The 23,080-nt window shown below is 68.5% G+C and carries 19 protein-coding genes and 1 tRNA gene; 12 read left to right on the plus strand and 8 right to left on the minus strand.

The annotated features are described in order from the left end of the window. Positions 1-11 precede the first annotated feature (11 nt). Positions 12-1,118, plus strand: coding sequence for a heme A synthase (locus HDC31_RS10155; RefSeq protein ID WP_052748805.1), 1,107 nt, complete (start codon positions 12-14; stop codon positions 1,116-1,118). 67 nt (positions 1,119-1,185) lie between these two features. Next, the gene (locus HDC31_RS10160; RefSeq protein ID WP_046749148.1) at positions 1,186-1,650 is read left to right on the plus strand and encodes a hypothetical protein; all 465 of its coding nucleotides are present in this window, start codon (positions 1,186-1,188) and stop codon (positions 1,648-1,650) included. 104 nt (positions 1,651-1,754) lie between these two features. On the opposite strand, the gene HDC31_RS10165 is transcribed toward HDC31_RS10160, so the two are convergent. After that, positions 1,755-2,660 (minus strand): heme o synthase, encoded by a 906-nt coding sequence (locus HDC31_RS10165; protein WP_046749149.1) that lies wholly within the window; start codon positions 2,658-2,660, stop codon positions 1,755-1,757. Between the two features lie 218 nt (positions 2,661-2,878). On the opposite strand from HDC31_RS10165, the gene tkt reads away from it, so the two are divergent. The 6 genes from tkt to pgl are packed head-to-tail and all read left to right on the plus strand — an operon-like array spanning position 2,879 to position 10,992. Continuing rightward, entirely contained in the window at positions 2,879-4,990 is a 2,112-nt protein-coding gene (gene tkt, locus HDC31_RS10170) for a transketolase (protein ID WP_113681604.1), read from the plus strand. After that, the gene (gene tal / locus HDC31_RS10175) at positions 4,987-6,099 is read left to right on the plus strand and encodes a transaldolase (RefSeq protein WP_113681601.1); all 1,113 of its coding nucleotides are present in this window, start codon (positions 4,987-4,989) and stop codon (positions 6,097-6,099) included. Before tkt ends, tal begins: the two co-directional genes overlap by 4 nt. After that, on the plus strand, positions 6,096-7,703 hold the full coding sequence (locus tag HDC31_RS10180; RefSeq protein ID WP_046749151.1) for a glucose-6-phosphate isomerase: 1,608 nt from the start codon (positions 6,096-6,098) through the stop codon (positions 7,701-7,703). The genes tal and HDC31_RS10180 overlap by 4 nt, the downstream gene beginning before the upstream one ends. A gap of 21 nt (positions 7,704-7,724) precedes the next feature. Next, a complete protein-coding gene (gene zwf, locus HDC31_RS10185) occupies positions 7,725-9,275 on the plus strand; it encodes a glucose-6-phosphate dehydrogenase (RefSeq protein WP_046749152.1) in 1,551 nt (516 codons plus the stop codon). Beyond that, the gene (locus HDC31_RS10190) at positions 9,272-10,207 is read left to right on the plus strand and encodes a glucose-6-phosphate dehydrogenase assembly protein OpcA (protein ID WP_179516048.1); all 936 of its coding nucleotides are present in this window, start codon (positions 9,272-9,274) and stop codon (positions 10,205-10,207) included. Before zwf ends, HDC31_RS10190 begins: the two co-directional genes overlap by 4 nt. Positions 10,208-10,212: 5 nt before the next feature. Continuing rightward, a complete protein-coding gene (gene pgl / locus HDC31_RS10195; RefSeq protein WP_058633218.1) occupies positions 10,213-10,992 on the plus strand; it encodes a 6-phosphogluconolactonase in 780 nt (259 codons plus the stop codon). A gap of 33 nt (positions 10,993-11,025) precedes the next feature. Here the strand turns inward: pgl and HDC31_RS10200 are convergent, their stop codons facing one another. Beyond that, positions 11,026-12,117, minus strand: a complete 1,092-nt coding sequence (locus HDC31_RS10200) for a DMT family transporter (protein ID WP_058633217.1) — start codon at positions 12,115-12,117, stop codon at positions 11,026-11,028. A 61-nt stretch (positions 12,118-12,178) separates the two neighbouring features. Between HDC31_RS10200 and def the strand changes: the two genes are divergently transcribed. Together def and HDC31_RS10210 are read left to right on the plus strand one after the other, a co-directional pair. Beyond that, a complete protein-coding gene (gene def / locus HDC31_RS10205) occupies positions 12,179-12,745 on the plus strand; it encodes a peptide deformylase (protein ID WP_082682753.1) in 567 nt (188 codons plus the stop codon). 120 nt (positions 12,746-12,865) lie between these two features. After that, a complete protein-coding gene (locus tag HDC31_RS10210) occupies positions 12,866-13,381 on the plus strand; it encodes a hypothetical protein (protein ID WP_061015334.1) in 516 nt (171 codons plus the stop codon). A gap of 61 nt (positions 13,382-13,442) precedes the next feature. On the opposite strand, the gene HDC31_RS10215 is transcribed toward HDC31_RS10210, so the two are convergent. After that, positions 13,443-14,861 (minus strand): CdaR family transcriptional regulator, encoded by a 1,419-nt coding sequence (locus HDC31_RS10215; RefSeq protein WP_058633212.1) that lies wholly within the window; start codon positions 14,859-14,861, stop codon positions 13,443-13,445. Positions 14,862-14,974: 113 nt separating this feature from the next. Here HDC31_RS10215 and HDC31_RS10220 point away from each other — a divergent pair, with 113 nt between their 5' ends. Continuing rightward, on the plus strand, positions 14,975-16,072 hold the full coding sequence (locus HDC31_RS10220; protein ID WP_058633211.1) for an alcohol dehydrogenase catalytic domain-containing protein: 1,098 nt from the start codon (positions 14,975-14,977) through the stop codon (positions 16,070-16,072). Positions 16,073-16,134: 62 nt separating this feature from the next. After that, entirely contained in the window at positions 16,135-17,571 is a 1,437-nt protein-coding gene (locus HDC31_RS10225) for an APC family permease (protein WP_113681129.1), read from the plus strand. A gap of 128 nt (positions 17,572-17,699) precedes the next feature. Here HDC31_RS10225 and HDC31_RS10230 read toward each other — a convergent pair. From HDC31_RS10230 to dusB, 5 genes are all read right to left on the minus strand, one after another. Further along, positions 17,700-17,775: transfer RNA gene (locus HDC31_RS10230), tRNA-Asn, on the minus strand. 97 nt (positions 17,776-17,872) lie between these two features. Then, entirely contained in the window at positions 17,873-18,646 is a 774-nt protein-coding gene (locus HDC31_RS10235) for an ATP-binding cassette domain-containing protein (RefSeq protein WP_046749179.1), read from the minus strand. A 36-nt stretch (positions 18,647-18,682) separates the two neighbouring features. Continuing rightward, complete coding sequence (gene dnaG, locus HDC31_RS10240) at positions 18,683-20,542, minus strand: DNA primase (protein WP_046749180.1); 1,860 nt, start codon at positions 20,540-20,542, stop codon at positions 18,683-18,685. After that, on the minus strand, positions 20,542-21,927 hold the full coding sequence (locus tag HDC31_RS10245; protein ID WP_046749181.1) for a deoxyguanosinetriphosphate triphosphohydrolase: 1,386 nt from the start codon (positions 21,925-21,927) through the stop codon (positions 20,542-20,544). The genes dnaG and HDC31_RS10245 overlap by 1 nt, the downstream gene beginning before the upstream one ends. Continuing rightward, on the minus strand, positions 21,917-23,071 hold the full coding sequence (gene dusB / locus HDC31_RS10250; RefSeq protein WP_179516049.1) for a tRNA dihydrouridine synthase DusB: 1,155 nt from the start codon (positions 23,069-23,071) through the stop codon (positions 21,917-21,919). Before dusB ends, HDC31_RS10245 begins: the two co-directional genes overlap by 11 nt. Positions 23,072-23,080: the final 9 nt, after the last annotated feature.

The following is a 23,080-nucleotide window of genomic DNA, read 5'->3' on the forward strand; positions in this document are numbered from 1 at the left end:
CCGGAGGACTTATGCCCGAGACGTTGATCCCCACCACCTCGACGACGCGAGGGGTCGCTCCTCGTTCCGCGTCCTGGGGGCGTGCGTTGACGGTCTTCGCGTGGTTGTCGTTCCTCAGCGAGACCATCATCATCGGCACCGGCGGAGCCGTCCGCCTCACCGGTTCGGGCCTCGGATGCTCGGACTGGCCGCTGTGCACCCCGGACTCCCTCGTTCCCATCCTCGAGGTGCAGGGCATCCACGGGATCATCGAGTTCGGCAACCGCCTGATGACCGGTGTCGTCGGGATCATCGCCCTCGTCGTCGTGCTGCTGGTGCTGCACCTGTTCACCGGAAAGCGCGGCCTCGTCAACGCGCTCTGGTTCGCCTTGGGCGGGATCGTCGCGGCTGCCGCCGCGTTCGCCATCGCCGCTCCTCTGCACTTCCCCGCCTCGCCGATCGCCCTGGGGGTGCTGCTGGTCGCCGTGATCGCTGCGGCAGTCCGCTCCGTGCGCTCGACTCCCACCAGGCGCGACCTCGTCCTGCTCGCCTGGCTCGTGCTGATCGGCGTCGTCGCGCAGGCCCTCGTCGGCGGCATCACCGTCCTGACCGGGCTGAACCCGTTCATCGTCGGTTTCCACTACACGTCGTCGCTGCTGCTCGTCTGCATCACCGCGGCGTTCCTGGTGCGGCTCCGGACGCCCGCCGGCCCGCGAGAGCGCGCAGTGCCCGCCTGGTTCGCAGCCGTGACCCACGTGACGGGCCTCGCACTCGCCGTCACGATCGTGTTCGGCGTCCTCACGACGGGGTCGGGACCGCATTCCGGTGACGCCGACGTCCTGCGCCACGGCTTCGACGCGACGGTGCTTGCGCACGTGCACTCCTGGCCCGGCTACATCCTCGCCGCGCTGGTCGTCTTCCTGACGGTGACCGCCTGGGTACAGCGTCTGGAGCCCCGCCGCTGGCTCCTCGTCCTCGTGCTCGCGATCCTCGTCCAGGTCGGTGTGGGCGTGTGGCAGGCACGAGAGGGCCTCCCCCCGCTCCTCGTCGGGATCCACATGGTGCTGGCCTCGCTCTCGGCAGCCACCTACACGGTCGTCGTGCTGCATCTGAAGCGCACGGCCGCCGTCGAGGACTGATCTCCGCACAGTCGACTCATAGCTCCCGCATCGCGGGCTCATCAGCGCATCCGCAAGGGTGGGTGTCATGAACAAGTCACTCACTCGAAGCATCGGATTCTGGCTGCTCCTGGTCGTCTCCCTCGCCACGACGGCCGTCGGCGCCTGGCTGATCTCCGGTCAGATCGCCACGATGACGACCACGCTGCTGGATGGCACCGCCACCGGCGTCGAGGTCTACGTCGGACAGTCGCTCGTCGTCGTGGGTGCCGGAGTGCTCGCCGCAGGGATCGTCGGCATCCTGCTCACGCTCGGACTCGTCGCCGCCCGCGCACTCGTCGCGTCCCCCGCTCCTGCAGTCGTCGAGGCGATCGACTGGACCGCCGCCCCCGACGAGACGCACGCTCCTGTCACGGACACCGCTTCGCCCGTCACGGACACTGCGGCGGACGCCGACGCGGGATCCGACGCCGCTGCGGCGCCGGCGGCCGCGCTCGATGACGCGCCGGCGAAGGACGCGAACTCAGACGACTCCCCGTCGATCACCCGCTGAGCGCCTGTGCGCAGGTGATCCCTGAGCACAGAACGACGGAGCGGCGCCGAGGACATCCTCGGCGCCGCTCCGTCGTTCTGGGAGACCAGCCTCCCTGCGTCAGGTCAGAAAGGAAGCAGCGGGTCGACCGCGACCGCGACGAAGATCAGCGTCAGGTATGTGATGGACGCGTGGAACACGCGCATCGGACGCGGCTCGGTCCCGTGGACGGCGCGGTTGTAGAGACGGTGCGATTCGTAGATGAACCATCCACCGAACACGGCGGCTGACACCGTGTACACGAGTCCCATGCCGGCGATCGGCACCAGGAGGAGCGAGCAGGCGACGGTGGCCCACGCGTAGAGGATCACCTGGAGGCCGACCTGGGAGGCGTTGCGCGTGACACCCAGCATGGGGACGTCGACGTCTTCGTAGTCGTCCTTGTACTTCATCGACAGCGGCCAGTAGTGCGGCGGCGTCCACAGGAAGACCAGGAGGAACAGGATGAAGGCGGGCCAGTCGAGCGAGCCGGTGACCGCCGACCACCCGATCAGCACGGGGAAGCAGCCGGCGATACCGCCCCAGATGATGTTCTGCTCGGTACGGCGCTTGAGGATCATCGTGTAGATCACGACGTAGAAGAAGATGGCCGTCGCCGACAGCGCAGCGGTGAGCCAGTTGGTCGTCAGCAGGAGCCAGCCCGTGGAGGCGACCGCCAGCGTCCAGGAGAAGATCAGCGCGCCACGCGGGCTGACCTCGCCCGTGACGAGCGGACGGTTCTCGGTGCGATGCATGTGCGCGTCGATGTCGCGATCGAGGTACATGTTGAAGGACGCCGCCGAACCGGCGCTCATCGAGCCGCCGATGACGGTGGCCAGCACGAGCCACAGGTTCGGCATTCCTCCCTGCGCAAGGAACATCACCGGCACGGTGGACACGAGCAGGAGCTCGAGGACACGCGGCTTGGTGAGGGTGATATAGGCCTTCACCGTGCGACCGACGGACGACTTCCTCACGGTCTGATCAGACATCGTCGAGATCTCGATCGCCTCCTCCGCACGTGTGACCGGACAACCTCTCCAGTGTATGACACGGGATGACGTGTTCCGGCTCCCGGTCCCGCGTAGTGCGACTCACGTCACCGCTATGCTGAAACCACTCGCGCGCCCGGCGATGTGCACCTCACCGTGAAGTCGCGGACCTGCCAGGGAATACGGGCGCCCTCGAAACTGTCGGAAAGGGCATGAACGTGTCGGAATTGCAGTGGGATGAGATCGATCGACGCGCGGTGGACACCGCACGGATCCTGGCGGCCGATGCCGTCGAGAAGGTCGGCAACGGTCACCCCGGCACCGCGATGAGCCTCGCTCCCGCCGCGTATCTCCTGTACCAGCGCGTTCTGCGCCACGACCCGACCGATGTCGACTGGCTGGGGCGCGACCGCTTCATCCTGTCGGCCGGCCACTCGTCGCTCACCCAGTACGTCGAGCTCTACCTCGGCGGCTTCGGGCTCGAGCTCGACGACCTCAAGGCCCTCCGTACGTGGGGTTCCCTCACGCCGGGCCACCCGGAGTACGGCCACACCAAGGGCGTCGAGATCACGACCGGTCCTCTCGGGCAGGGCCTGGCCTCCGCCGTGGGCTTCGCCTACGCCGCACGCTACGAGCGCGGCCTGTTCGATCCCGAGGCCGCTGCGGGCACGAGCCCGTTCGACCACTTCGTGTACGTGATCGCCGGCGACGGCGACCTGCAGGAGGGCGTGACCAGCGAGGCCTCGTCGCTCGCGGGCCACCAGCAGCTCGGCAACCTGATCGCGATCTACGACTCCAACCAGATCTCCATCGAGGACGACACGAACGTCGCCTTCACCGAGGACGTCGCCGCTCGCTACGAGGCCTACGGCTGGCAGGTGCAGGTCGTCGACTGGAAGAAGTCCGGCGAGTACGTCGAGGACGTCGCCGAGCTGTACGCGGCGATCGAGGCTGCGAAGGGTGAGACGTCGAAGCCGTCGCTGATCATCCTCAAGACGATCATCGGCTGGCCGTCGCCCGGCAAGCGGAACTCCGGGAAGATCCACGGTTCCGCGCTCGGTGCGGATGAGCTCGCCGCGACCAAGAAGGTCCTGGGCTTCGACCCCGAGGAGCACTTCGCGGTCGCCGACGACGTGATCGAGCGCACTCGCGGGCTCGCCGCCCGTGCGGCCGAGGTGCGTGCGTCCTGGCAGGAGTCGTTCGACGCGTGGGCCGCCGCCAACCCGGAGAAGAAGGCCCTTCTCGACCGCCTCGAAGCACGCGAACTGCCCACCGACATCGCTGCCGCGCTCCCCGTGTTCGAGGCCGGCAAGGAGGTCTCGACCCGCGCCGCGTCCGGTCAGGTCATCAACGCCCTCGCTGCGGAGCTTCCGGAGCTGTGGGGCGGTTCCGCCGACCTCGCCGAGTCGAACCTCACCACGATCAAGGGCGCCCCGTCGTTCATCCCCGCTGAGTGGTCGACGCATGAGTGGTCAGGAAACCCCTACGGTCGCGTGCTGCACTTCGGCATCCGTGAGCACGCTATGGGCGCGATCATCAACGGCATCGTCCTGCACGGCCCGACCCGGGCGTTCGGTGGTACGTTCCTGATCTTCAGCGACTACATGCGTCCGCCCGTCCGTCTGGCCGCCCTCATGAACGTGCCCAGCATCTTCGTCTGGACCCACGACTCCGTCGCCCTCGGCGAGGATGGCCCGACGCATCAGCCGATCGAGCAGCTCGCCACGCTTCGTGCGATCCCGAACTTCACGGTCGTGCGCCCGGCTGACGCGAACGAGACCGCTGCGACCTGGTTGGAGATCCTCCGTCGTCACGAAGGCCCCGCCGGCATCGCACTGACGCGTCAGAACATCCCGGTGTTCGAGCGCGGCGATGGTGCTGCCGAAGGCGACACCTTCGCCTCCGCCGACAACGCCGCAAAGGGCGCCTACGTTCTCGCCGAGGCGCCGAACGGCACGCCGGACGTCATCATCGTCGCCACCGGGTCCGAGGTGCAGCTGGCGGTCAACGCCCGTGAGGCTCTCGCCGCCGAGGGCGTGAACGTGCGCGTGGTCTCCGCTCCGTCGCTGGAGTGGTTCGACGAGCAGGACGCCGAGTACCGCGAGAGCGTGCTCCCGGCAGCAGTCACCGCCCGCGTGTCGGTCGAAGCGGGCTCCGTGCTCAGCTGGCGCGGCATCGTGGGCGACCGCGGCCGCTCGGTCGGCATCGACCACTTCGGCGCCTCCGCCGACTACAAGACCCTCTTCGAGAAGTTCGGCATCACCACCGAGGCCGTCATCGCGGCCGCCCGCGAGACCATCGCGGCCAACAGCACCAAGGAGAACGCATGAGCACCCCCACCGCGCAGCTCGCCGCCGCAGGCGTCAGCATCTGGCTCGACGACCTCTCCCGCACCCGCATCTCCTCCGGCAACCTGCAGAACCTCATCGACACGAAGAATGTCGTCGGCGTCACCACGAACCCGACGATCTTCGCCAACGCGATCACCGACAAGAACGACACGTCGTACGACGCGCAGGTCACTGAGCTCGCCGGCTCCGGTGCCACCGCGGAGGAAGCGGTCTTCGCTGCCACCACGCAGGACGTCGCCGCAGCCCTCGACGTGTTCCGCCCCGTGTGGGAGGCCTCCGACCACGTCGACGGCCGCGTCTCGATCGAGGTCTCCCCCGACCTCGCGCATGACACCGCGGGTACCGTCGCGCAGGCCAAGGAGCTGTGGGCCAAGATCGACCGCCCCAACCTGCTCGTCAAGATCCCCGCGACCAAGGCGGGGCTTCCGGCCATCGCCGAGGCCATCGGCGCCGGCATCAGCGTCAACGTGACGCTGATCTTCAGCCTGGAGCGCTACGCCGAGGTCATCGACGCATACCTGACAGGGCTCGAGACCGCGAAGGCGGCGGGCATCGACCTGTCGACCATCCACTCGGTCGCCTCGTTCTTCGTGTCGCGCGTCGACACCGAGACCGACAAGCGCCTCACCGCGATCGGCACTCCCGAGGCGGAAGCACTCAAGAGCAAGGCAGGCCTCGCCAACGCCCGCCTCGCGTACGAGCTGTTCGAGAAGACGTTCGCCGGAGATCGCGCCACGGCGCTGCTCGGCGCGGGGGCGAATCTGCAGCGCCCGCTGTGGGCGTCGACCGGCGTCAAGGACCCGGCTCTTCCCGACACCCTCTACGTCACCGAGCTCGTCGCCCAGGGCGTCGTCAACACCATGCCGGAGAAGACGCTCGACGCCACCTTCGACCACGGCGTCGTCACCGGTGACACCATCACCGGCGGCTACGACGACGCCCGCGCCGTGTTCGCGGGGATCGCCGAGCTCGGCATCGACTTCACCGACATCACACAGGTGCTCGAGGACGAGGGGGTCGCGAAGTTCATCGACTCCTGGCACGATCTGCTCGCGCAGGTCACCGAGGCTCTGGAGTCGCAGCGATGACCTTCTCGATCCACACGTCCGGCGCCGCGCGCGCCGCGATCGACGAGACGGTTCCCGCCCTCGTCCACGACCTCGTCGCCTCCCGCATCACCAGTGGCGACGCGACGCTCTGGGGTCCTGCGGCGGAGGCGGAAGCGTCTGTGCGACTCGGATGGGTGGAGGCCGTCTCCGTCTCGCGTCCCCTCGTCGCCGAGATCGTCGCGCTCCGCGCCGACCTCAACGCCAAGGGCGTCACCCGGGTCGTGCTGGCCGGCATGGGAGGCTCCTCGCTCGCGCCCGAGGTCATCGCGCAGACGGCCGGCGTGCCGCTGACGATCCTCGACTCGACCGCTCCCGGCCAGGTGCTCGCCGCCCTCGATGAAGGGCTCGCCGACACGGTGCTGGTCGTGTCGTCGAAGTCGGGCTCCACCGTCGAGACCGACTCCCAGCGCCGCACGTTCGAAGCCGCGTTCCGCGATCTCGGGATCGACCCCGTCGAGCGCATCGTGGTCGTCACCGATCCCGGCTCACCGCTCGACGCCTCCGCCCGCGAGGCCGGATACCGCGTCTTCAACGCGGACCCGAACGTCGGCGGCCGCTACTCGGCGCTCACCGCCTTCGGGCTGGTGCCGTCGGGACTCGCCGGCGTCGACATCGACGAGCTTCTGAACGAGGCCGAGGCTTCGCTGCTCGAGGTCGCCGTCGACTCGGCCGAGAACCCCGCTCTGCGACTGGGGGCGGCGATCGCGGCCACGAACCCGCGACGCGACAAGCTCGGTCTGATCACCGATGGCACGCACATCAAGGGCCTGCCGGACTGGATCGAGCAGCTCATCGCCGAGTCCACCGGCAAGGAGGGCACGGGGATCCTCCCGGTCGTGCTGCTCCCCGTCTCCCCCGAGCTCGATCCGGTCCCGGCCGACCTCCAGATCGTGCGACTGGTAGACGACGCCAACGAGTTCCACCTCCACGAGCGTCATGAGGGCGAGATCCTCGTCAGCGGGACGCTGGGCGCCCAGCTCATCGTGTGGGAGTACGCCACCGCGATCGCCGGACACCTGCTGCACATCAACCCGTTCGATCAGCCCGACGTCGAGTCGGCGAAGGTCGCCGCCCGCGGACTGCTCGACGCTCGCCCCGAGCCCACGGCGCCGGCGTTCGTCGAGAACGGTGTGGAGGTCCGGGTGTCCGACCCCGCCCTCGCCGCCTCTGGCACGGTCGAAGGCGTGCTGGACGCCCTCTGGGCCCAGCTCCCCGCCGACGGCTACGTGTCCATCCAGGCGTACGTCAACCGTCTCGAGGTTCCGCAGCTCCAGGGCCTGCGTGAGCTCGTCGCAGCAGACTCCGGGCGGCCGACCACGTTCGGGTGGGGACCCCGATTCCTGCACTCGACCGGCCAGTACCACAAGGGCGGCCCCGCGCAGGGAGTGTTCCTGCAGATCCTGGAGCGCACCGAGGTCGACCTCGAGATCCCCGACCGGCCCTTCACCTTCGGGCAGCTCATCCAGGCGCAGGCCGCCGGTGATGCCGCCGTGCTCGCCGAGCACGGGCGTCCCGTCGTCACCCTGACGATCACCGAGTCCTCGGACGACGTGCTCGCCCTCTTCGAAGCCGCACAGAAGTAACAGCAGGAGAATCCCCCACCGATGTCTGTTCCCATCTCGCGCGGGCACAACCCGCTGCGTGACCCCGATGACCGCCGTCTCAACAGGATCGCGGGCCCCAGCGCCCTCGTGATCTTCGGCGTCACCGGAGATCTCTCACGCAAGAAGCTGATGCCAGCGGTCTACGACCTCGCGAACCGCGGTCTGCTCCCTCCCGGGTTCGCCCTGGTGGGATTCGCCCGACGCGACTGGGAGGACCAGGACTTCGCCCAGGTCGTCTACGACGCCGTGAAGGAGCACGCCCGCACGCCGTTCCGCGAAGAGACGTGGACCCAGCTGCTGCAAGGCATCCGCTTCGTCTCGGGTGAGTTCGACAACCCGGACTCCTTCCGCAAGCTGCGTGACACCATCGAGAAGCTCGACGTCGAACGGGGGACGATGGGCAACCACGCGTTCTACCTGTCGATCCCGCCGAAGGACTTCCCGCTGGTCGCGAAGCAGCTCAAGGAATCCGGTCTCGTCGGCGAGAACAGCGACGATGACGAGCGCTGGCGTCGTGTCGTGATCGAGAAGCCCTTCGGACACGATCTCGAGTCCGCGCGGGCTCTGAACGCCGCTCTCGAGGTGGCCTTCCCCGCGGACTCGATCTTCCGCATCGACCACTACCTCGGCAAGGAGACGGTTCAGAACATCCTGGCCCTGCGCTTCGCCAACGAGCTGTACGAGCCGATCTGGAACCGCAACTACGTCGACCACGTGCAGATCACGATGGCCGAGGACATCGGCGTCGGCGGGCGTGCCGGGTACTACGACGGTATCGGTGCCGCACGAGACGTGATCCAGAACCACCTGCTGCAGCTGCTGGCGCTGACAGCGATGGAGGAGCCGATCAGTCTCTCGGCCGAGCACCTGCGCGCCGAGAAGGAGAAGGTCCTCGCGGCCGTGCATGTGCCCGACGACCTGTCGCTCGCGACCGCCCGCGGGCAGTACGCGGGCGGATGGCAGGGTGGCGAGAAGGTCACCGGCTTCCTGGAAGAGGAGGGGATGAACCCCGAGTCGACCACGGAGACGTACGCCGCGATCAAGCTCGAGATCGACACCCGTCGCTGGGCGGATGTGCCCTTCTACCTGCGGACGGGGAAGCGTCTGGGCCGTCGTGTGACCGAGATCGCCGTGGTCTTCAAGCGCGCGCCTCAGCACCTGTTCGGCCGCGGCAACGCGTCCGAGCTCGGACAGAACGCGCTCGTCATCCGCGTGCAGCCGGACGAGGGCGTCACGATCCGCTTCGGCTCGAAGGTGCCTGGCAGTGGCTCCAACGTCCGCGACGTGACGATGGACTTCGGCTACGGCCACGCCTTCACGGAGGCGAGCCCTGAGGCGTACGAGCGTCTGATCCTCGATGTCCTGCTGGGCGATCCGCCGCTGTTCCCGCGGCACGAGGAGGTCGAGCTCTCCTGGAAGATCCTCGACCCGGTCGAGAAGTACTGGGCCGCCCAGGGCGGTCCGGTGGAGCAGTATGCGCCCGGCTCGTGGGGACCGGCATCCGCCGACGACCTGCTGGCCCGCGATGGACGAGTCTGGAGACGCCCGTGATCATCGACCTTCCCGACATGACCGTCAGCCAGGTCGCGAAGCAGCTGGTCAAGGTGCGCGAGGAGGGCGGAGCTGTCGCCCTCGGCCGCGTGCTGACCCTCGTCATCGCTGCCCGCAACGGAGTGGCGGAGGCGGCGATCGATGCCGCCAACGACGCTTCGCGGGAGCACCCGATGCGTGTGATCGTGATCACCACAGGTGAAGGCGAGTCCCGTCTCGACGCGCAGATCCGCGTCGGCGGCGACGCCGGCGCCAGCGAGGTCGTCGTCCTGCGCGCCTTCGGGGATGCCGCGAGCAACGAGGAGAGCCTCATCACGGGCCTCCTGCTGCCCGACGCCCCCGTGGTCGCCTGGTGGCCGGAGTCCGCGCCCGTCGCACCGGCGCAGTCCCCGCTCGGCAAGATCGCTCAGCGCCGCATCACCGACGCCGCGACGGCGCACGATGTCCGCGACCGGCTCGCGCTCCTCGGTGAGACTCATGCCCCCGGCGACACCGACCTGGCCTGGACGCGCCTGACCCACTGGCGCGAGCAGCTCGCGGCCGTGCTCGACCAGCCGCCGTACGAGCCGATCACCGGGGTCGAGGTGCGCGGAGCATCGGCATCCCCGTCCACCGCGCTGCTGGCCGCGTGGCTGCAGATGGCTCTCGATGTGCCGGTGCAGTGGTCGTACGAAGACCCCGACCAATGGGCTGAGGGCATCAAGTCGGTGCGCCTGACGCGTGATTCGGGAGACATCCTCCTCGAGCGCCCGACGCCGGGCGTCGCCGTGCTCACGCAGCCGGGCCAGCCGAACCACGACCTGCACCTTCCCCGACGCACACTTCGCGAATGCCTCGCAGAGGAGCTGCGTCGACTGGACCCCGACGTCCTGTACGGTCGGGTGATCACCGAGGGCTGGGAGAAGCTGGGTCCGCCCGAGACTGGAGAGTGACGTCGATGACGACATCGTCCGCAGAGAAGCGCGTGGTGGTGGAAGCCACCCCCGCTGCCCTCGCCACCCGTGTGGCCGACCGATTCCTGACGCGGGTGCGTGCGCGCACCCGCAACGGTCGGCTCGCACACATCGCCCTCACGGGAGGATCGATGGGTGGAGCGGTGCTGCGTGCCGCGTCCGAACACCCTCGTGCCGCCGAGATCGACTGGTCTCTGGTGCACTTCTGGTGGGGCGACGAACGCTTCGTCCCGCGCGACGATGTCGACCGCAACTCTCTGCAGTCGCGACAGGCGCTGCTCGACCACATCGCCGTGCCCGCGGAGAACGTGCATGAGGTCGCCGGCCCCGACAGCGGCCTGACCCTGGACGAATCCGCCGCGGCTTACGCCGAAGAGCTCGCACGGTTCGGCACCGACGAGCACCCGTGGCCCTCGTTCGCCGTGTGCTTCCTCGGTGTCGGCCCCGACGGCCACGTCGCCTCGCTCTTCCCTGATCGCGAGGAGGTCACGGTGACGGATGCCGCCGTTCTCGCCGTGCGGGACTCCCCCAAGCCTCCGCCGGAGCGCGTCACTCTGACCCGCCCCGTGCTCAACTCGTCCAAGCGCGTATGGCTCGTACTGACGGGGGCGGACAAGGCCTCCGCGCTGGGCCTCGCTCTTGCGGGCGCCAGCTACACGAGTGTCCCTGCAGCCGGGGCGAAGGGCCGCAAGCGGACGGTCTTCTTCGTGGACGAAGCTGCCGCCTCCGAGGTCTCCGCCGACCTCATCGACCAGGCCTACTGAGTCCTGCGAGCACAGCCCCTCCCGGGGACTGCGTCACGGGTGTTCCGAGGATCCATCGCCCCGCTGCGGCGCATCCGGCCCGACGGTGCCGTCGGCGCGCTCGGGAGCGCCCATCGCCGAGGGCGATGCCGTGGAGTCCTCCTGCCCGCTCCGCCCGGGGGCGCCCGGCGCACTGCCGCGCGGTATCCCCAGTTCCTGGCTGTCGCTGAGCACCTGGGGATGGTACCGGGCGAGCCCGACGACACCCCATACGGCGATCCCGCCGGCCACGGCGAAGATCACGAGCACCCACCACGGCGCGGCGGCTGCTTCGCCCAGCACGACCATTCCGATGAGCACCGCCACGAGCGGGTCGACGACGGTGAGTCCGGCGATCACGAGGTCGGGCGGACCCGAGCTGTACGCCGTCTGCACGAAGTAGGCACCGACAGCCGCAGCCGAGATGAGGGCGAGCACGCAGATGGCGGTGATCCACTCGAACTGGCCCGCCTCGATGCGCTTGATGACGACCTTGGCGAGCGTGGCCACGAATCCGTAGAGGATGCCGGCGCCGATCACGTAGAACAGCGCACGCATGCGGCGACGCAGGATCAGCCAGCATGCGCCGAGGACGATGATGACGGCGAGCAGGAGCGCCAGGATGGTGAAGAGCTCGCGGTCGGTCACCTCTTGCTCTGTCGCGTAGATCGCGGCGAAGAACACGAAGAGGAAGATCCCGCCGACGCAGCAGATGATGGCGGTCAACGATTGTCGTGTCGGCGAGTGGCCGGAGATCCGCGCATTGAGCAGCGTCGTGATCACGAGCGCGATCGCTCCGAGCGGCTGAACCACGATCAGCGGCGCCTGCACGAGCGCGGCGAGCTGACAGATGACGGCGAGCCCGAGCATGAGCGTGCCGATGAGCCACGACGGGCGGGTCAGGAGCCGCTTGAGCTGATCGAAGCTCAGTCCCGACGCACCGGTGGCACCGCTGAGACGCTCGACCTTCTCGACGCCGCGGTGCTGGTATTGCGCGCCGAGGGACATGAAGACGGCGCCGGCGAGGGCGAGCGGGATGCCGAGCAGCAGACCGGGGTTCTGGAACGCGCCGACGAGCTGATCGCCGACGTCCTCGACCGCATTCATCCACACCCCAGCACTCACAGTACGACCCTACCTGGCGCGCACCGCCGACTAGGGTTGTGACGTGGCTGTACTTCCGATTCGCATCATGGGCGATCCCGTCCTGCACTCCCCCGCCTCCCCCGTCGACGAGATCACCGACGACATCCGAAGCCTCGTCGCGGACATGTTCGAGACGATGGATGCCGCACCGGGAGTCGGCTTGGCCGCCCCGCAGGTCGGCGTGCCCCTGCGGATCTACACCTACGCATATGTCGATGACGACGACCAGCCGTGGCGTGGTGTCCTCATCAACCCCGAGCTCTGGATGGTTCCGCTCGAACCGGGCGAGCCCGATCCGGACCTCGAGTCAGAGGGCTGCCTCTCGTTCCCGGGCGAGCGATTCCCCCTGCGCCGGTCGGAGCGCGTGCACGTGACCGCGACGGACCTGGAGGGGCAGCCGGTCTCGATCGACGTGGACGGCTGGCGTGCCCGCATCATGCAGCACGAGTTCGATCATCTCGACGGCATCCTGTACGTCGACCGTCTCTCCGACGGGGACTGGAAGACCGTGCAGAAGATCGCCCGCAAGCGCGGCTGGGGGCGGCCAGGCGCGAGCTGGATGCCCGGCGTCGACGACCTCGAGGGGTGAGCCGCTCCCAGCAGAACCACAGCCTCCTCCGAGTTGCATCACAGACTCGGTGACGGCTAACGTGTTCGCGGCGGGGGCTTTCATCGTGCCTCCACATCACGCTTCGGAGGGGAAACAATCATGATGAAGATGCGCGATCGACGGGCTCTGATGCTCGCAGGATCGGCAGTGGCGCTCTCGGTCGCCCTGACCGGTTGCAGCGCCCTCAACGGTATTCTCGGCAGCGGTTCCGGCGACGCCAACCGCGATGAGGAGACCGGCCAGGTCACCGAGAGCTCGAACGTCGGCGTCTTCTCGGTGAAGCTGGGTGACTGCATGCTCGACACCGGAACCGGCATGCTCACGGATGCCAACGTCCTCCCCTGCACCGACCCGCACGACCAGGAGGTGTACTACGAGATCACGATGCCGGACGGCGAGTTCTCCGACACCGACATCGACGCGGCGACGCAGGAGTGCGTCGGAGACGCGTACACCTCGTTCGTCGGCGTCGCCTACGACGACTCCGCTCTCAACGTCACCACGCTCGTTCCCACCAAGGACTCCTGGGAGAAGAACAACGACCGCGTGATCCAGTGCATCATCTTCGACCCGGCCGGGCAGACCACCGGCTCGCTGGCCGGCGCCGCACGCTGACCCGCAGTCGCAGAGAAGGGCTCCGCCTCGTGGCGGGGCCCTTCTTCGTACCCGCGATGGTTCAGTCGTCCGAGGCGCGCAGAGCCAACCAGGCAGCCACGCGATCGTCGGGGTCGGCCATGGACAGTCCCAGCAGATCCTCGATGCGTCGGATCCGCGCCGCCAGCGTCTGCCGATGGATTCGCAGTCGCGTCGCGCTCTCGCCCCAGGCGCTGTTCGTGGCGAGGAAGACACGCAGGGTCTCGATCAGCTCCGGGTGCTGTTCAGCACCCCTCAGCGGGTCGAGGAGCCTCCCGATGCGCTGCGTCTGATCCGGTCCCAGGTGCCCGAGCACCAGGGACACCGTGGGGATGGACTCGTACCTGACGACGCGCTCACCACCCGCCCGCGCGGTCTCACTCGCCTGGCGGGCTTCGTCGACGCTGCGCGCGAGCGCGTCCGTCGCACTCGGACGACCGAGACCGAGGTAGAGCGTCGAGGCGAAGGTCCGCACACGATGCGCGATCTCCTCCGCGTGTTCCTCCCGGACGACACCGCGGATCAGTCCGCGCTGAGCGGCGAACACATGCTCGGCCCCGAGCTCGTCGAGCCACAGCGCGAGCAGATGCTCGGTATCGACGCCGCTCGTGCGCGAGACGAGGGCGAATCCCATGAGACTTCTCTCGTGCACACCCCAGCGGCGGAGGAGCCGGGCGGCCTCCTCCCCACCCTCGAGCACGGTCTCCAGCATCATCGAACGTCCGAGACGCTCGAGGTGGCTGCTGTCGCGCGTGCGCATCAGCAGGTCCAGCAGGGCCGCCGCTTGAGAGCTGAGCTCCCTTCCGCGCCCTGAGCTGTCGTTGCGCGGGGCGGTGACGAGCTGCGCGGTGATGTCCTGACCGGGGCCGACCGGATGCACCTGCAGGGCGCGATGGCGCACCCGGACGGGGCGACCGACGGCGACCGCGATCGCGTCGTCGATATGCAGACTTCCCGCCCCGGCCGTCGTGATGACCTCGCCATGTCGGTCGAGAAGCACCGCCCAGCCGTCGATCCGGTGCGCGAGTTCGGCGATGACACCGGTGATCCCGCTTCGTCGAGCGGCGAGGGTCAGCACGCGCATCGCAGAGGTGATCGCCCTGGCTTCGGCTGCCTGGTCGACGGCGAGCAGCGCGGTCAGCGTCGGCGTCAACAGCTCGTCGGCGATACCCGCTCCGACGATCGACGTGATGCGTCGTTCCTCGAGCACCTGGTGCACCGCCGGCGTGTCCGCGGCGGTGACCACGACCGCGTCCTGGAGCAGTGCGAGCTTCTCCGGGTCGTCGACCAGTTCGCCGAGCTGAGCGACCTCGACGACGACCAGGGTGGTGAAGAGGTGCTCGGAAGGAGCACTGAAGGAGTCCAGACCGACGACGGAGTTCACGTGACGCGAGCTCGGCACCGCTCCGTCCAGAAGCCGTCCTTGGAGGTATCGCGCCACGGAGGCGACATCACGAGCCACCTGCCGATCATACAAAGTGTGACTCCCACGCAGTGAATCCACACATTCGTCGAATGACTCCAGGTCGGCAGTCTCCTAGCATCGTCGGCATCCCCACTTACCCGAAGGATGTCATGAAAGCTGTTGTCTTCCGCGATCCGCAGTCTCCGATCGAGTTCGTCGACGTCGACCTCGCTCCGCCCCGCGCCGGCGAAGTGCGCGTCCGCATCGCCGCTGCGGGCGTCTGCCACTCCGACCTCCATGTGAAGCGCGGCGAGTGGGATGCTGCCGCGCCCCTGGTGATGGGGCACGAGGGCTCCGGTGTCGTGACCGAACTCGGCGAGGGCGTCACGACCCTGGCGGTCGGCGACCACGTGGTCCTGAGCTGGGTTCCGCCGTGCGGGGAATGTCGATACTGCCGCGCCGGCCATGAGGCGCGCTGCCAGAAGGTGGCGACGGTCGTCGCTCCCTTGGGCGTGCTCTTCGATGGCACATCGCGTCTGAGCCGCGACGGGGAGCAGCTCCACCACTACCTCGGCGTCTCCTCCTTCGCCGAAGAGGTCGTCGTGCCCGCGTCGGGTGCCGTCAAGGTCCGCGACGACGCCCCGCTCGATGTCGTCGCGGTCGTCGGTTGCGCCGTGGCCACCGGGGTGGGTGCGGTCCTCAACACGGCGGCGGTCGAACCGGGATCGACCGTGGTGGTGATCGGCTGTGGTGGCGTCGGCCTCAATGTGGTCCAGGGCGCGCGACTCGCCGGTGCGGAGCGCATCGTCGCGATCGACGTGCGTCCGGAGAAGACGCAGATGGCGTTGCAGTTCGGCGCCACGGACCGCATCGACGCCTCCCAGGGCGATGCCGTGGCGCAGCTGCGCGAACTCATCCCGGACGGTGTCGATTACGCGTTCGACGCGATCGGACGCACCTCCACCACCGAGCAGTCGATCCAGATGCTCGGCCTCGGTGGTGCGGCCGTGATCGTCGGGCTTCCCCCGACGGGCGCCCGCGCATCATTCGAGCCCCTCGTCCTCGCCGAGGCGGATCAGCGCATCCTCGGCTCGAACTACGGCTCGGTGCGCCCCTCCATCGATGTCCCGGCCCTCGTCGACCGCTACATGGACGGACAGCTCAAGATCGATCCGCTGATCTCGGGCCGCCGGCCTCTTGCCGAGGCCGCAGCCGCGCTGGATGACCTCGAGACCGGCTCGGCGCTGCGTACCCTGCTCATCCCCTGAGCACCCCCATCCCCCATCCCCCATCCCCATCCCCGACCCTGAAACCCGAATCCAGGAGAACCATGTCAGACACCGTCGTCGCCCCGCCTGGCGTCCCCCGGGATGCCGGTCTTCGCACCGGCGTCATGAGCGGACCAGAGCTCGCTGCCCAGGCCATCGCCAACATCGCTCCCAGCGCCGTCATCGCCTTCACGGCGGCGGCCATCTTCCTCGGTGCGGGCAACGGCACCATCTACGCCTTCGCCCTCGCCACGATCGTGATCCTGTGCGTCGGGTACTGCGTGGTGGTGTTCGCCCGCAAGCACGCCTCCGCCGGGTCGCTGTACACGTACGTGTCCAAGGGCCTCGGCCCGTTCGGCGCGTTCCTCGCTGGTGTGACACTGCTGATCGGCTGCTTCGGCATCGCGGCGGCCTCCCTCAGCGGGTCCGTGAGCTACATGGCACAGTTCCTCAGCATGCTGGGACTCCCCGCCCAGGGCCTCGGCTGGGACATCGGCCTCGCGATCGTGCTCGGCGGCCTGGCGACGCTGTTCACCATCCGCGGCATCCGCCTGTCCGCGCGGGTGTCGCTCGTCCTCGAGCTCGTGTCCGTCGGCATCATCCTCGTGCTCCTGATCACGGCGCTGGTCTGGGCGGGTCCCGCCGCCTGGGACCCCGCGCAGGTGCTCGCCACAGGATCGTCGTTCCAGGGAATCGCGTCCGGCATGGTGCTCGGCATCCTCGGTTTCGTGGGTTTCTCCTCCGCCGATGCCCTCGGGCGAGAGGCCAAGGAGCCGTACAAGGCGATCCCCCGCGCGATCATGTGGAGCGCTCTCGGCGTCGGCGTGCTCTACGTCTTCGCCGCCTACACGCAGATCACCGTGCTCGGTGACGAGCTCGCCACCGCCTCCAGCCCGCTGGAGACCATGTCGGCCCTGATCGGGATGCCCGGCTGGTTCGCCGCCGTGCTCACCTTCGGCGTCTCCGCGTCGTTCTTCGCCGTCGTGGTCGCACCCCTCAACGTGATCGGCCGCATCGTCTACGTGATGGGCAAAGAGGGCGTCGTCGCCGAGCGCTTCGGACGCACGCACGAGCAGCACCTCACACCTCATCGCGTCCTGATCATCGCCGGAGCGGCGGCCGTCGCGGTCGACATCGTGCTGCTGCTCTCGGGAGCGGCGACCGGCGAGATCCTCGTGTGGGTGAACACCTGGGGCACCTACGGCTACATGGTCGCCTACGCCCTCGTGGCGATCGCCTGCGTGGTCTACACGCAGCGGGCGAAGATGCGCAACGGTCTCGTGAAGGTGTGCGCGACCGTCGCGGTCGGCACCATGGGCTACGTCTTCTTCGCGAACGTGTGGCCGGTGCCGGCGTTCCCGTACAACGTGATCCCCTACGTGTTCCTGGTGACGGTCGCACTGGCGCTCACCCGGTACGCGTACCTCGCCCGACGTCGTCCCGACGTCATCGCCCGCATCGGCAACACCGAGACGAGCGCGATGGAGGGTGTCGGCTGACCCGACACCGCCGATCGAAGGAGCCTCTCCCCACGGAGGGGCTCCTTCTGTCGAGTCTGGACTCGACAGGATCTCTCGGCCCGCCGGAGAACGAGAAAAGCCCCCTCCGTGGAGGGGGCTTTTCCGATTGGCTCCCCGGCTTGGACTCGAACCAAGAACCTGCCGGTTAACAGCCGGCTGCTCTGCCAATTGAGCTACCGAGGAATGTGCGCCGCTGAGCGGGCAACTCGTCAAGCTTAGCAAACTCCCGGAGGTGTTCACGACACGGCGGCGCGGTTCCGGGATGCCGGGCGTGTCGGGGTCAGTGCCGTGAGTCCGACTCCGCGTTCGGCACCCAGAGCAGGTCCTTGCCGACTCCGCGGGCCACGACATGCCCACTGCGGAGCATGAGGGTCTCGGCGTTCAGTTCGCGGATGAAGTCGGCGTCGTTGGTCACGAGGAGGGCCGCCATCGACTGCTCCCTGCGACGGCGGGTGATCGCGTCGAAGACCACCGGACGCACCTCGAGGTCGAGGTTCGCGAGCACCTCGTCGGCGATGAGCACCTTCGGCTCGAGCACGAACGACCGCGCGATGGCCACACGCTGGCGCATGCCGGCGCTGAGTTCGTAGGGGAACTTCGACGCGGTCCCGAGTGGCAGGTGCAGCTCGTCGAGCAGCATGGCCACGCGGATCGAGAGGGCCTTGGTGTTCACCCGGCGCTCCCGGATGAGGATCGGCTCCGCGATCACCTCGTTCACGGTGAGCCGAGGCGGCAGGTCTGCCCCGGCGCCCTGCGGTACGAAGCCGGTGCGATAGGTGAGGATGCGGTGTTTGCGACCGGGACGGCGCACATCGACGCCGCAGACCTGGGCACTGCCTCCGACGACCTTGACCGAGGGGTCGGTGGAGCCGGCAAGGGCGGCGACCAACGTCGACTTTCCTGAGCCCGTGGGTCCGGCGACGCAGATGAGCCCACCGGGCGCCAGCGAGAACGTGACACCGTCGACCGCGCGCGTCGGCATCCCGTGGCCGATGCGGTCGATCACCAGATCGGCGCAGTCGATCGCGTTCGTTGATTCGGGCCTGCGGGACATGACTCCATCCTGCCGCCTGCCGGCCCCCGCTCCCCGTTACGACTCGGCGAAGCGCTGACGCTCTGCGTCGATGTCGCGCAGGCGCATCCGCAGCGCGCGACCACCATCGGAATCGGCAGGCACGCGTTGCACCGCACCGAGGAGCTCCTGCTTCTCGTGCTCGAGCTGCCGGAGCACGAGCCTGCGGGCGAGGTCGGCCACAGTGGCGACGGCCCGCTCCTCCGTCCGCTCGGGGAACGGCGTCATCAACAGCTCCCCCGCGAGGGAGCGGTAGGGTTCACGCACGCCGTTCACGGCCTCGGTCACCCAGCCGGCCCTGGTGCGGTCCGGAGCCGCCGCAACCGCCTCACGCACGGCGTCCAGCCCTGGAGTCCGGAAGGGTGCCTCCAACGCCCGGTTGAGCAGCGCCTGATCGACCTGGTGTCCGTACTGGAGCGCACCCATCAGCGCGTCGCGTTCAACCGCGACGTCGGGGCTGCGCGGCAGACTCGCCAGCGTCACCGGAGCGACGAGGGGAGCCCCCGTGACCGAGTCGATCTGCGGGGCCTCCCGACGCGGCTGCTGCGGGGTCGAGGCTCCGCGAGCGGCGCGTTCGACCTCACTGCGCACTTCGGTGGGGTCCATCCCGAGCCGCCGCGCCAGTACGCGTTCGTACCCCGGGCGAAGAAGCTGATCGCGGATCTCCGCCACGATGGGAGCGGCCGCCCGCAAAGCACCGACGCGCCCTTCCACCGTGGAGAGGTCGAAGCCGCCGAGTTTGCGGTCGATCGCGAACTCGAACATCGGCTGCTTGGTGTCCATCAGCCCCCGAACCGCGGCATCTCCTCGCCGGAGTCGCAGGTCGCACGGATCCATACCGTCGGGCGCGACCGCGACGAAGGTCTGCGCGTTGAATCGGTCATCCTCCGTGAAGGCACGCAGGGCCGCCTTCTGACCGGCTTCATCACCGTCGAAGGTGAAGACCACCTCGCCTGAGGCGTTGTCATCACCCATCACGCGGCGCAGCACCTTGATGTGCTCGGTGCCGAACGCCGTACCGCATGTGGCGATCGCCGTCGTGAGTCCCGCGAGATGGCAGGCCATCACATCGGTGTAGCCCTCGACCACCACGACCCGGCGTGGGTCACCTCTGGCGATGTCGCGCTTGGCGAGGTCGAGCCCGTACAACACCTGCGCCTTCTTGTAGATCGGCGTCTCCGGGGTGTTCAGGTACTTCGGCCCCTGGTCGTCGTCGAACAGCTTGCGGGCGCCGAAGCCGATCGTCTGCCCCGACACGTCCCTGATCGGCCACACGAGACGCCCGCGGAATCTGTCGTAGACACCGCGCTGTCCGGTCGAGACGAGGCCGGCATTGCTGAGCTCCTCGCGGGTGAACCCCTGCGCGGTGAGCGCCTTCAGCATGCCGTCCCAGCCACGCGGGGCGAAGCCGACTCCGAAATGCGCTGCAGCACCTGCATCGAACCCGCGCTCCCCGAGGAAGCGACGTCCTGCCTCGGCGTCCGGGGTGAGCAACTGCGCGCGGAAGAACTCCGCGGCTGCGGTGTTGGCTGCATACAGCCGACTCCGCCCACTCGTCTCGGGGGCGGCTCCGCCGTCCTCGTAGTGCAGCGTGTACCCGATGCGGCCGGCGAGACGCTCCACCGCCTCCGTGAAGCTGACGTGGTCCATCTCCCGGAGGAAGGAGTACACGTCTCCGGACTCCCCGCATCCGAAGCAGTGGTAGTACCCCACCTGCTGCCGGACATGGAAACTCGGACTCTTCTCGTCGTGGAACGGGCACAGGCCCTTGAGGGATCCGACTCCGGCGGGCTTCAGCGCCACGCGCTCGCCGATGATGTCGGCGATGTTCGTGCGCGCCTTCACCTCATCGACATCGGCCTGACGGATCCGCGGCATCAGTGCGCTCTTTCCGCGACGGGAACGCGCTCGGTGTGCGGCCGCGCACCGGGGCGGGCGTGACGGGGAGTCCAGATCCCCACCTCGGCCGGGTCGATCTCCCCGACGAGACGGTTGTGCCAGTCGATGGCGCTCTGATCGGTGAGGCTCGCGATCTGATCCACGACGACTCTGGCGCGCTGGGCGTCGGTCTCCGCCGCGATGAAGTCGGCGGCGAACGCGGGCTCGAGCACATCGGAACCCGCGGACCACAGCGCATCGGTCGACCAGAGGGCGTCGGCGAGCCTCTTCAGCACGCGCCGCTGCTCCTTGTAGACACCCTTGCGGGCTTCGATCGTGACGATGGCCTGGCCCATGATGCCCTTCAACACGGCGATCTCCACCTCGATCACCCGCGGGACGATGACATGGGCGTTGTACCGGACCAGCGCCTTCGTACCGTACGCCTCCCTGGTGGCGGAGACCGAAGCACGGGCGAAACGTCCGATCAGGTCACTTGTGAGGTTCTTGAGCCGCGCGAGAGCCTGACGGGAACGGTCGAACGAGGAGAGCCACATCGGCTGCGACGCCAGACGGTAGAGCGCGTCGGCGAGCTCGTCACGCGTGAAGTCGTACCCGACCCACTGCTGGATACGCCCGACGAGTGCGTCGTGCTGAGCGGGGTCGGCGAGCTGGGCGACGTCGACGTAGCCGTTGACGATCGCATCCTCGAAGTCGTGGACGGAGTAGGCGATGTCGTCCGAGAGGTCCATGATCTCGGCCTCGATGCACCGGAGTCGACCAGGAGCGCCTTCGCGCATCCAACGGAACACGGCTTCATCCTCGGGGTACACGCCGAACTTCAGACGTCCACCGGGATCGGGGACCGGGCTGTCGACCGTCCACGGGTACTTGCACGTCGCGTCGAGGCTGGCGCGGGTCAGGTTCAGGCCGACCGAGCGGTCGCTGTCGTCGAGCACCTTCGCCTCGAGTCGGGACAGGATGCGCAGGGACTGGGCGTTCCCCTCGAACCCCCCGATGGGCTCTGCCCACTCGTTCAGTGCCCGCTCGCCGTTGTGACCGAAGGGAGGATGCCCCAGGTCGTGGCTGAGGCACGCGGTGTCGACGACATCGGCCGACACGTCCAGTGCGACAGCGAGCTCGCGCCCGACCTGAGCGACCTCGAGGGAATGCGTCAGACGGTTGCGGGCGAAATCCGCGGTGCTGGCAGGGCTGAGCACCTGTGTCTTGGCGGCGAGTCGGCGCAGCGCGGCAGAATGCAGGACACGGGCACGATCACGAGCGAAGTCGTTGCGCTCGGATCGATGGGTCTCGGCGAAGAAGCGTTCGGCGTCTCGCGCGTCGTAGCCGTCGGCACGCAGGCCTGGCCGGGGGTCAACCGCCACTGTTCTCGATCTCCGCTCCACGCATCATCTCCGAGGTGTCGGATGCGATCTCCCGCGACTCCAACCACTTGTCCGGCAGGGCCGTGCGCTTCGGGTGTCCCGCCCGCCCGCGCTGCCCCTCGGCGTCCGCACCGGGATACGGTGCCGTGTGATCGAGCCGGCCGAGGAGGTCGTCGATCTCGGCGAGGCTGGACGCCGTGGCGAGTCCGGTGCGGATGTCGCCCCCGACCGGGTAGCCCTTGAAGTACCAGGAGACGTGCTTGCGGATGTCACGGCATCCGCGATCCTCATCCTCGAAGAACTCGACGAGGAGCTCGGCGTGGCGGCGGAAGGCGTCAGCGACGAAGCCGAGCGTCGCGTCGACCGTCTTCCCCTCCCCGCCGAACGCGGTCGCCAACTCGCCGAACAGCCAAGGGCGTCCGAGGCAGCCGCGCCCGACCACCACTCCGTCGCAGTCGGTCTGCGCCATCATGCGCACCGCATCGTCGGCCGACCAGATGTCGCCGTTCCCCAGCACCGGGATGCTCGTGACCGCCTGCTTCAGCTCGCCGATCGCGTTCCAGTCCGCGAACCCGGAGTAGTACTCGCCGGCAGTCCTGGCATGCAGCGCCACGGCGGCGGCCCCGGCGTCTTCGGCCGCACGCCCTGCATCGAGGAACGTGAGGTGATCCTTGTCGATGCCCTTGCGCATCTTCACGGTGAGAGGGATGTCGCCGGCGGCTTTCACCGCCTGGTCGACGATGTCGGCGAACAGCTTCGACTTCCACGGCAGCGCCGCTCCCCCGCCGCGACGGGTGACCTTCGGCACCGGGCACCCGAAGTTGAGGTCGATGTGGTCGGCGTGATCCTCGGCGACGATGATGCGCACGGCCTCCGCGATGGTCTTCGGGTCGACGCCGTAGAGCTGGATGGACCGCGGCGTCTCGGACTCGTGATGCCGGATGAGTCGCATCGTGGTCTCGTTGCGTTCGACGAGCGCCCGCGAGGTGATCATCTCGCTCACGTAGAGCCCGGCGCCGTACTCGCGACACAGACGTCGGAAGGCGATGTTGGTGATCCCCGCCATGGGTGCGAGGACGACCGGCACGTCGAGATCGATCGGGCCGATGCGAAGAGGGCGGGCGGGGGCGGTGGCGAGAGTCATGTCCTGTCC

Origin of the sequence: Microbacterium sp. JAI119, from assembly GCF_013410135.1 — a bacterium.
In the GTDB taxonomy this organism is placed as follows: Bacteria; Actinomycetota; Actinomycetes; order Actinomycetales; family Microbacteriaceae; genus Microbacterium; species Microbacterium oxydans.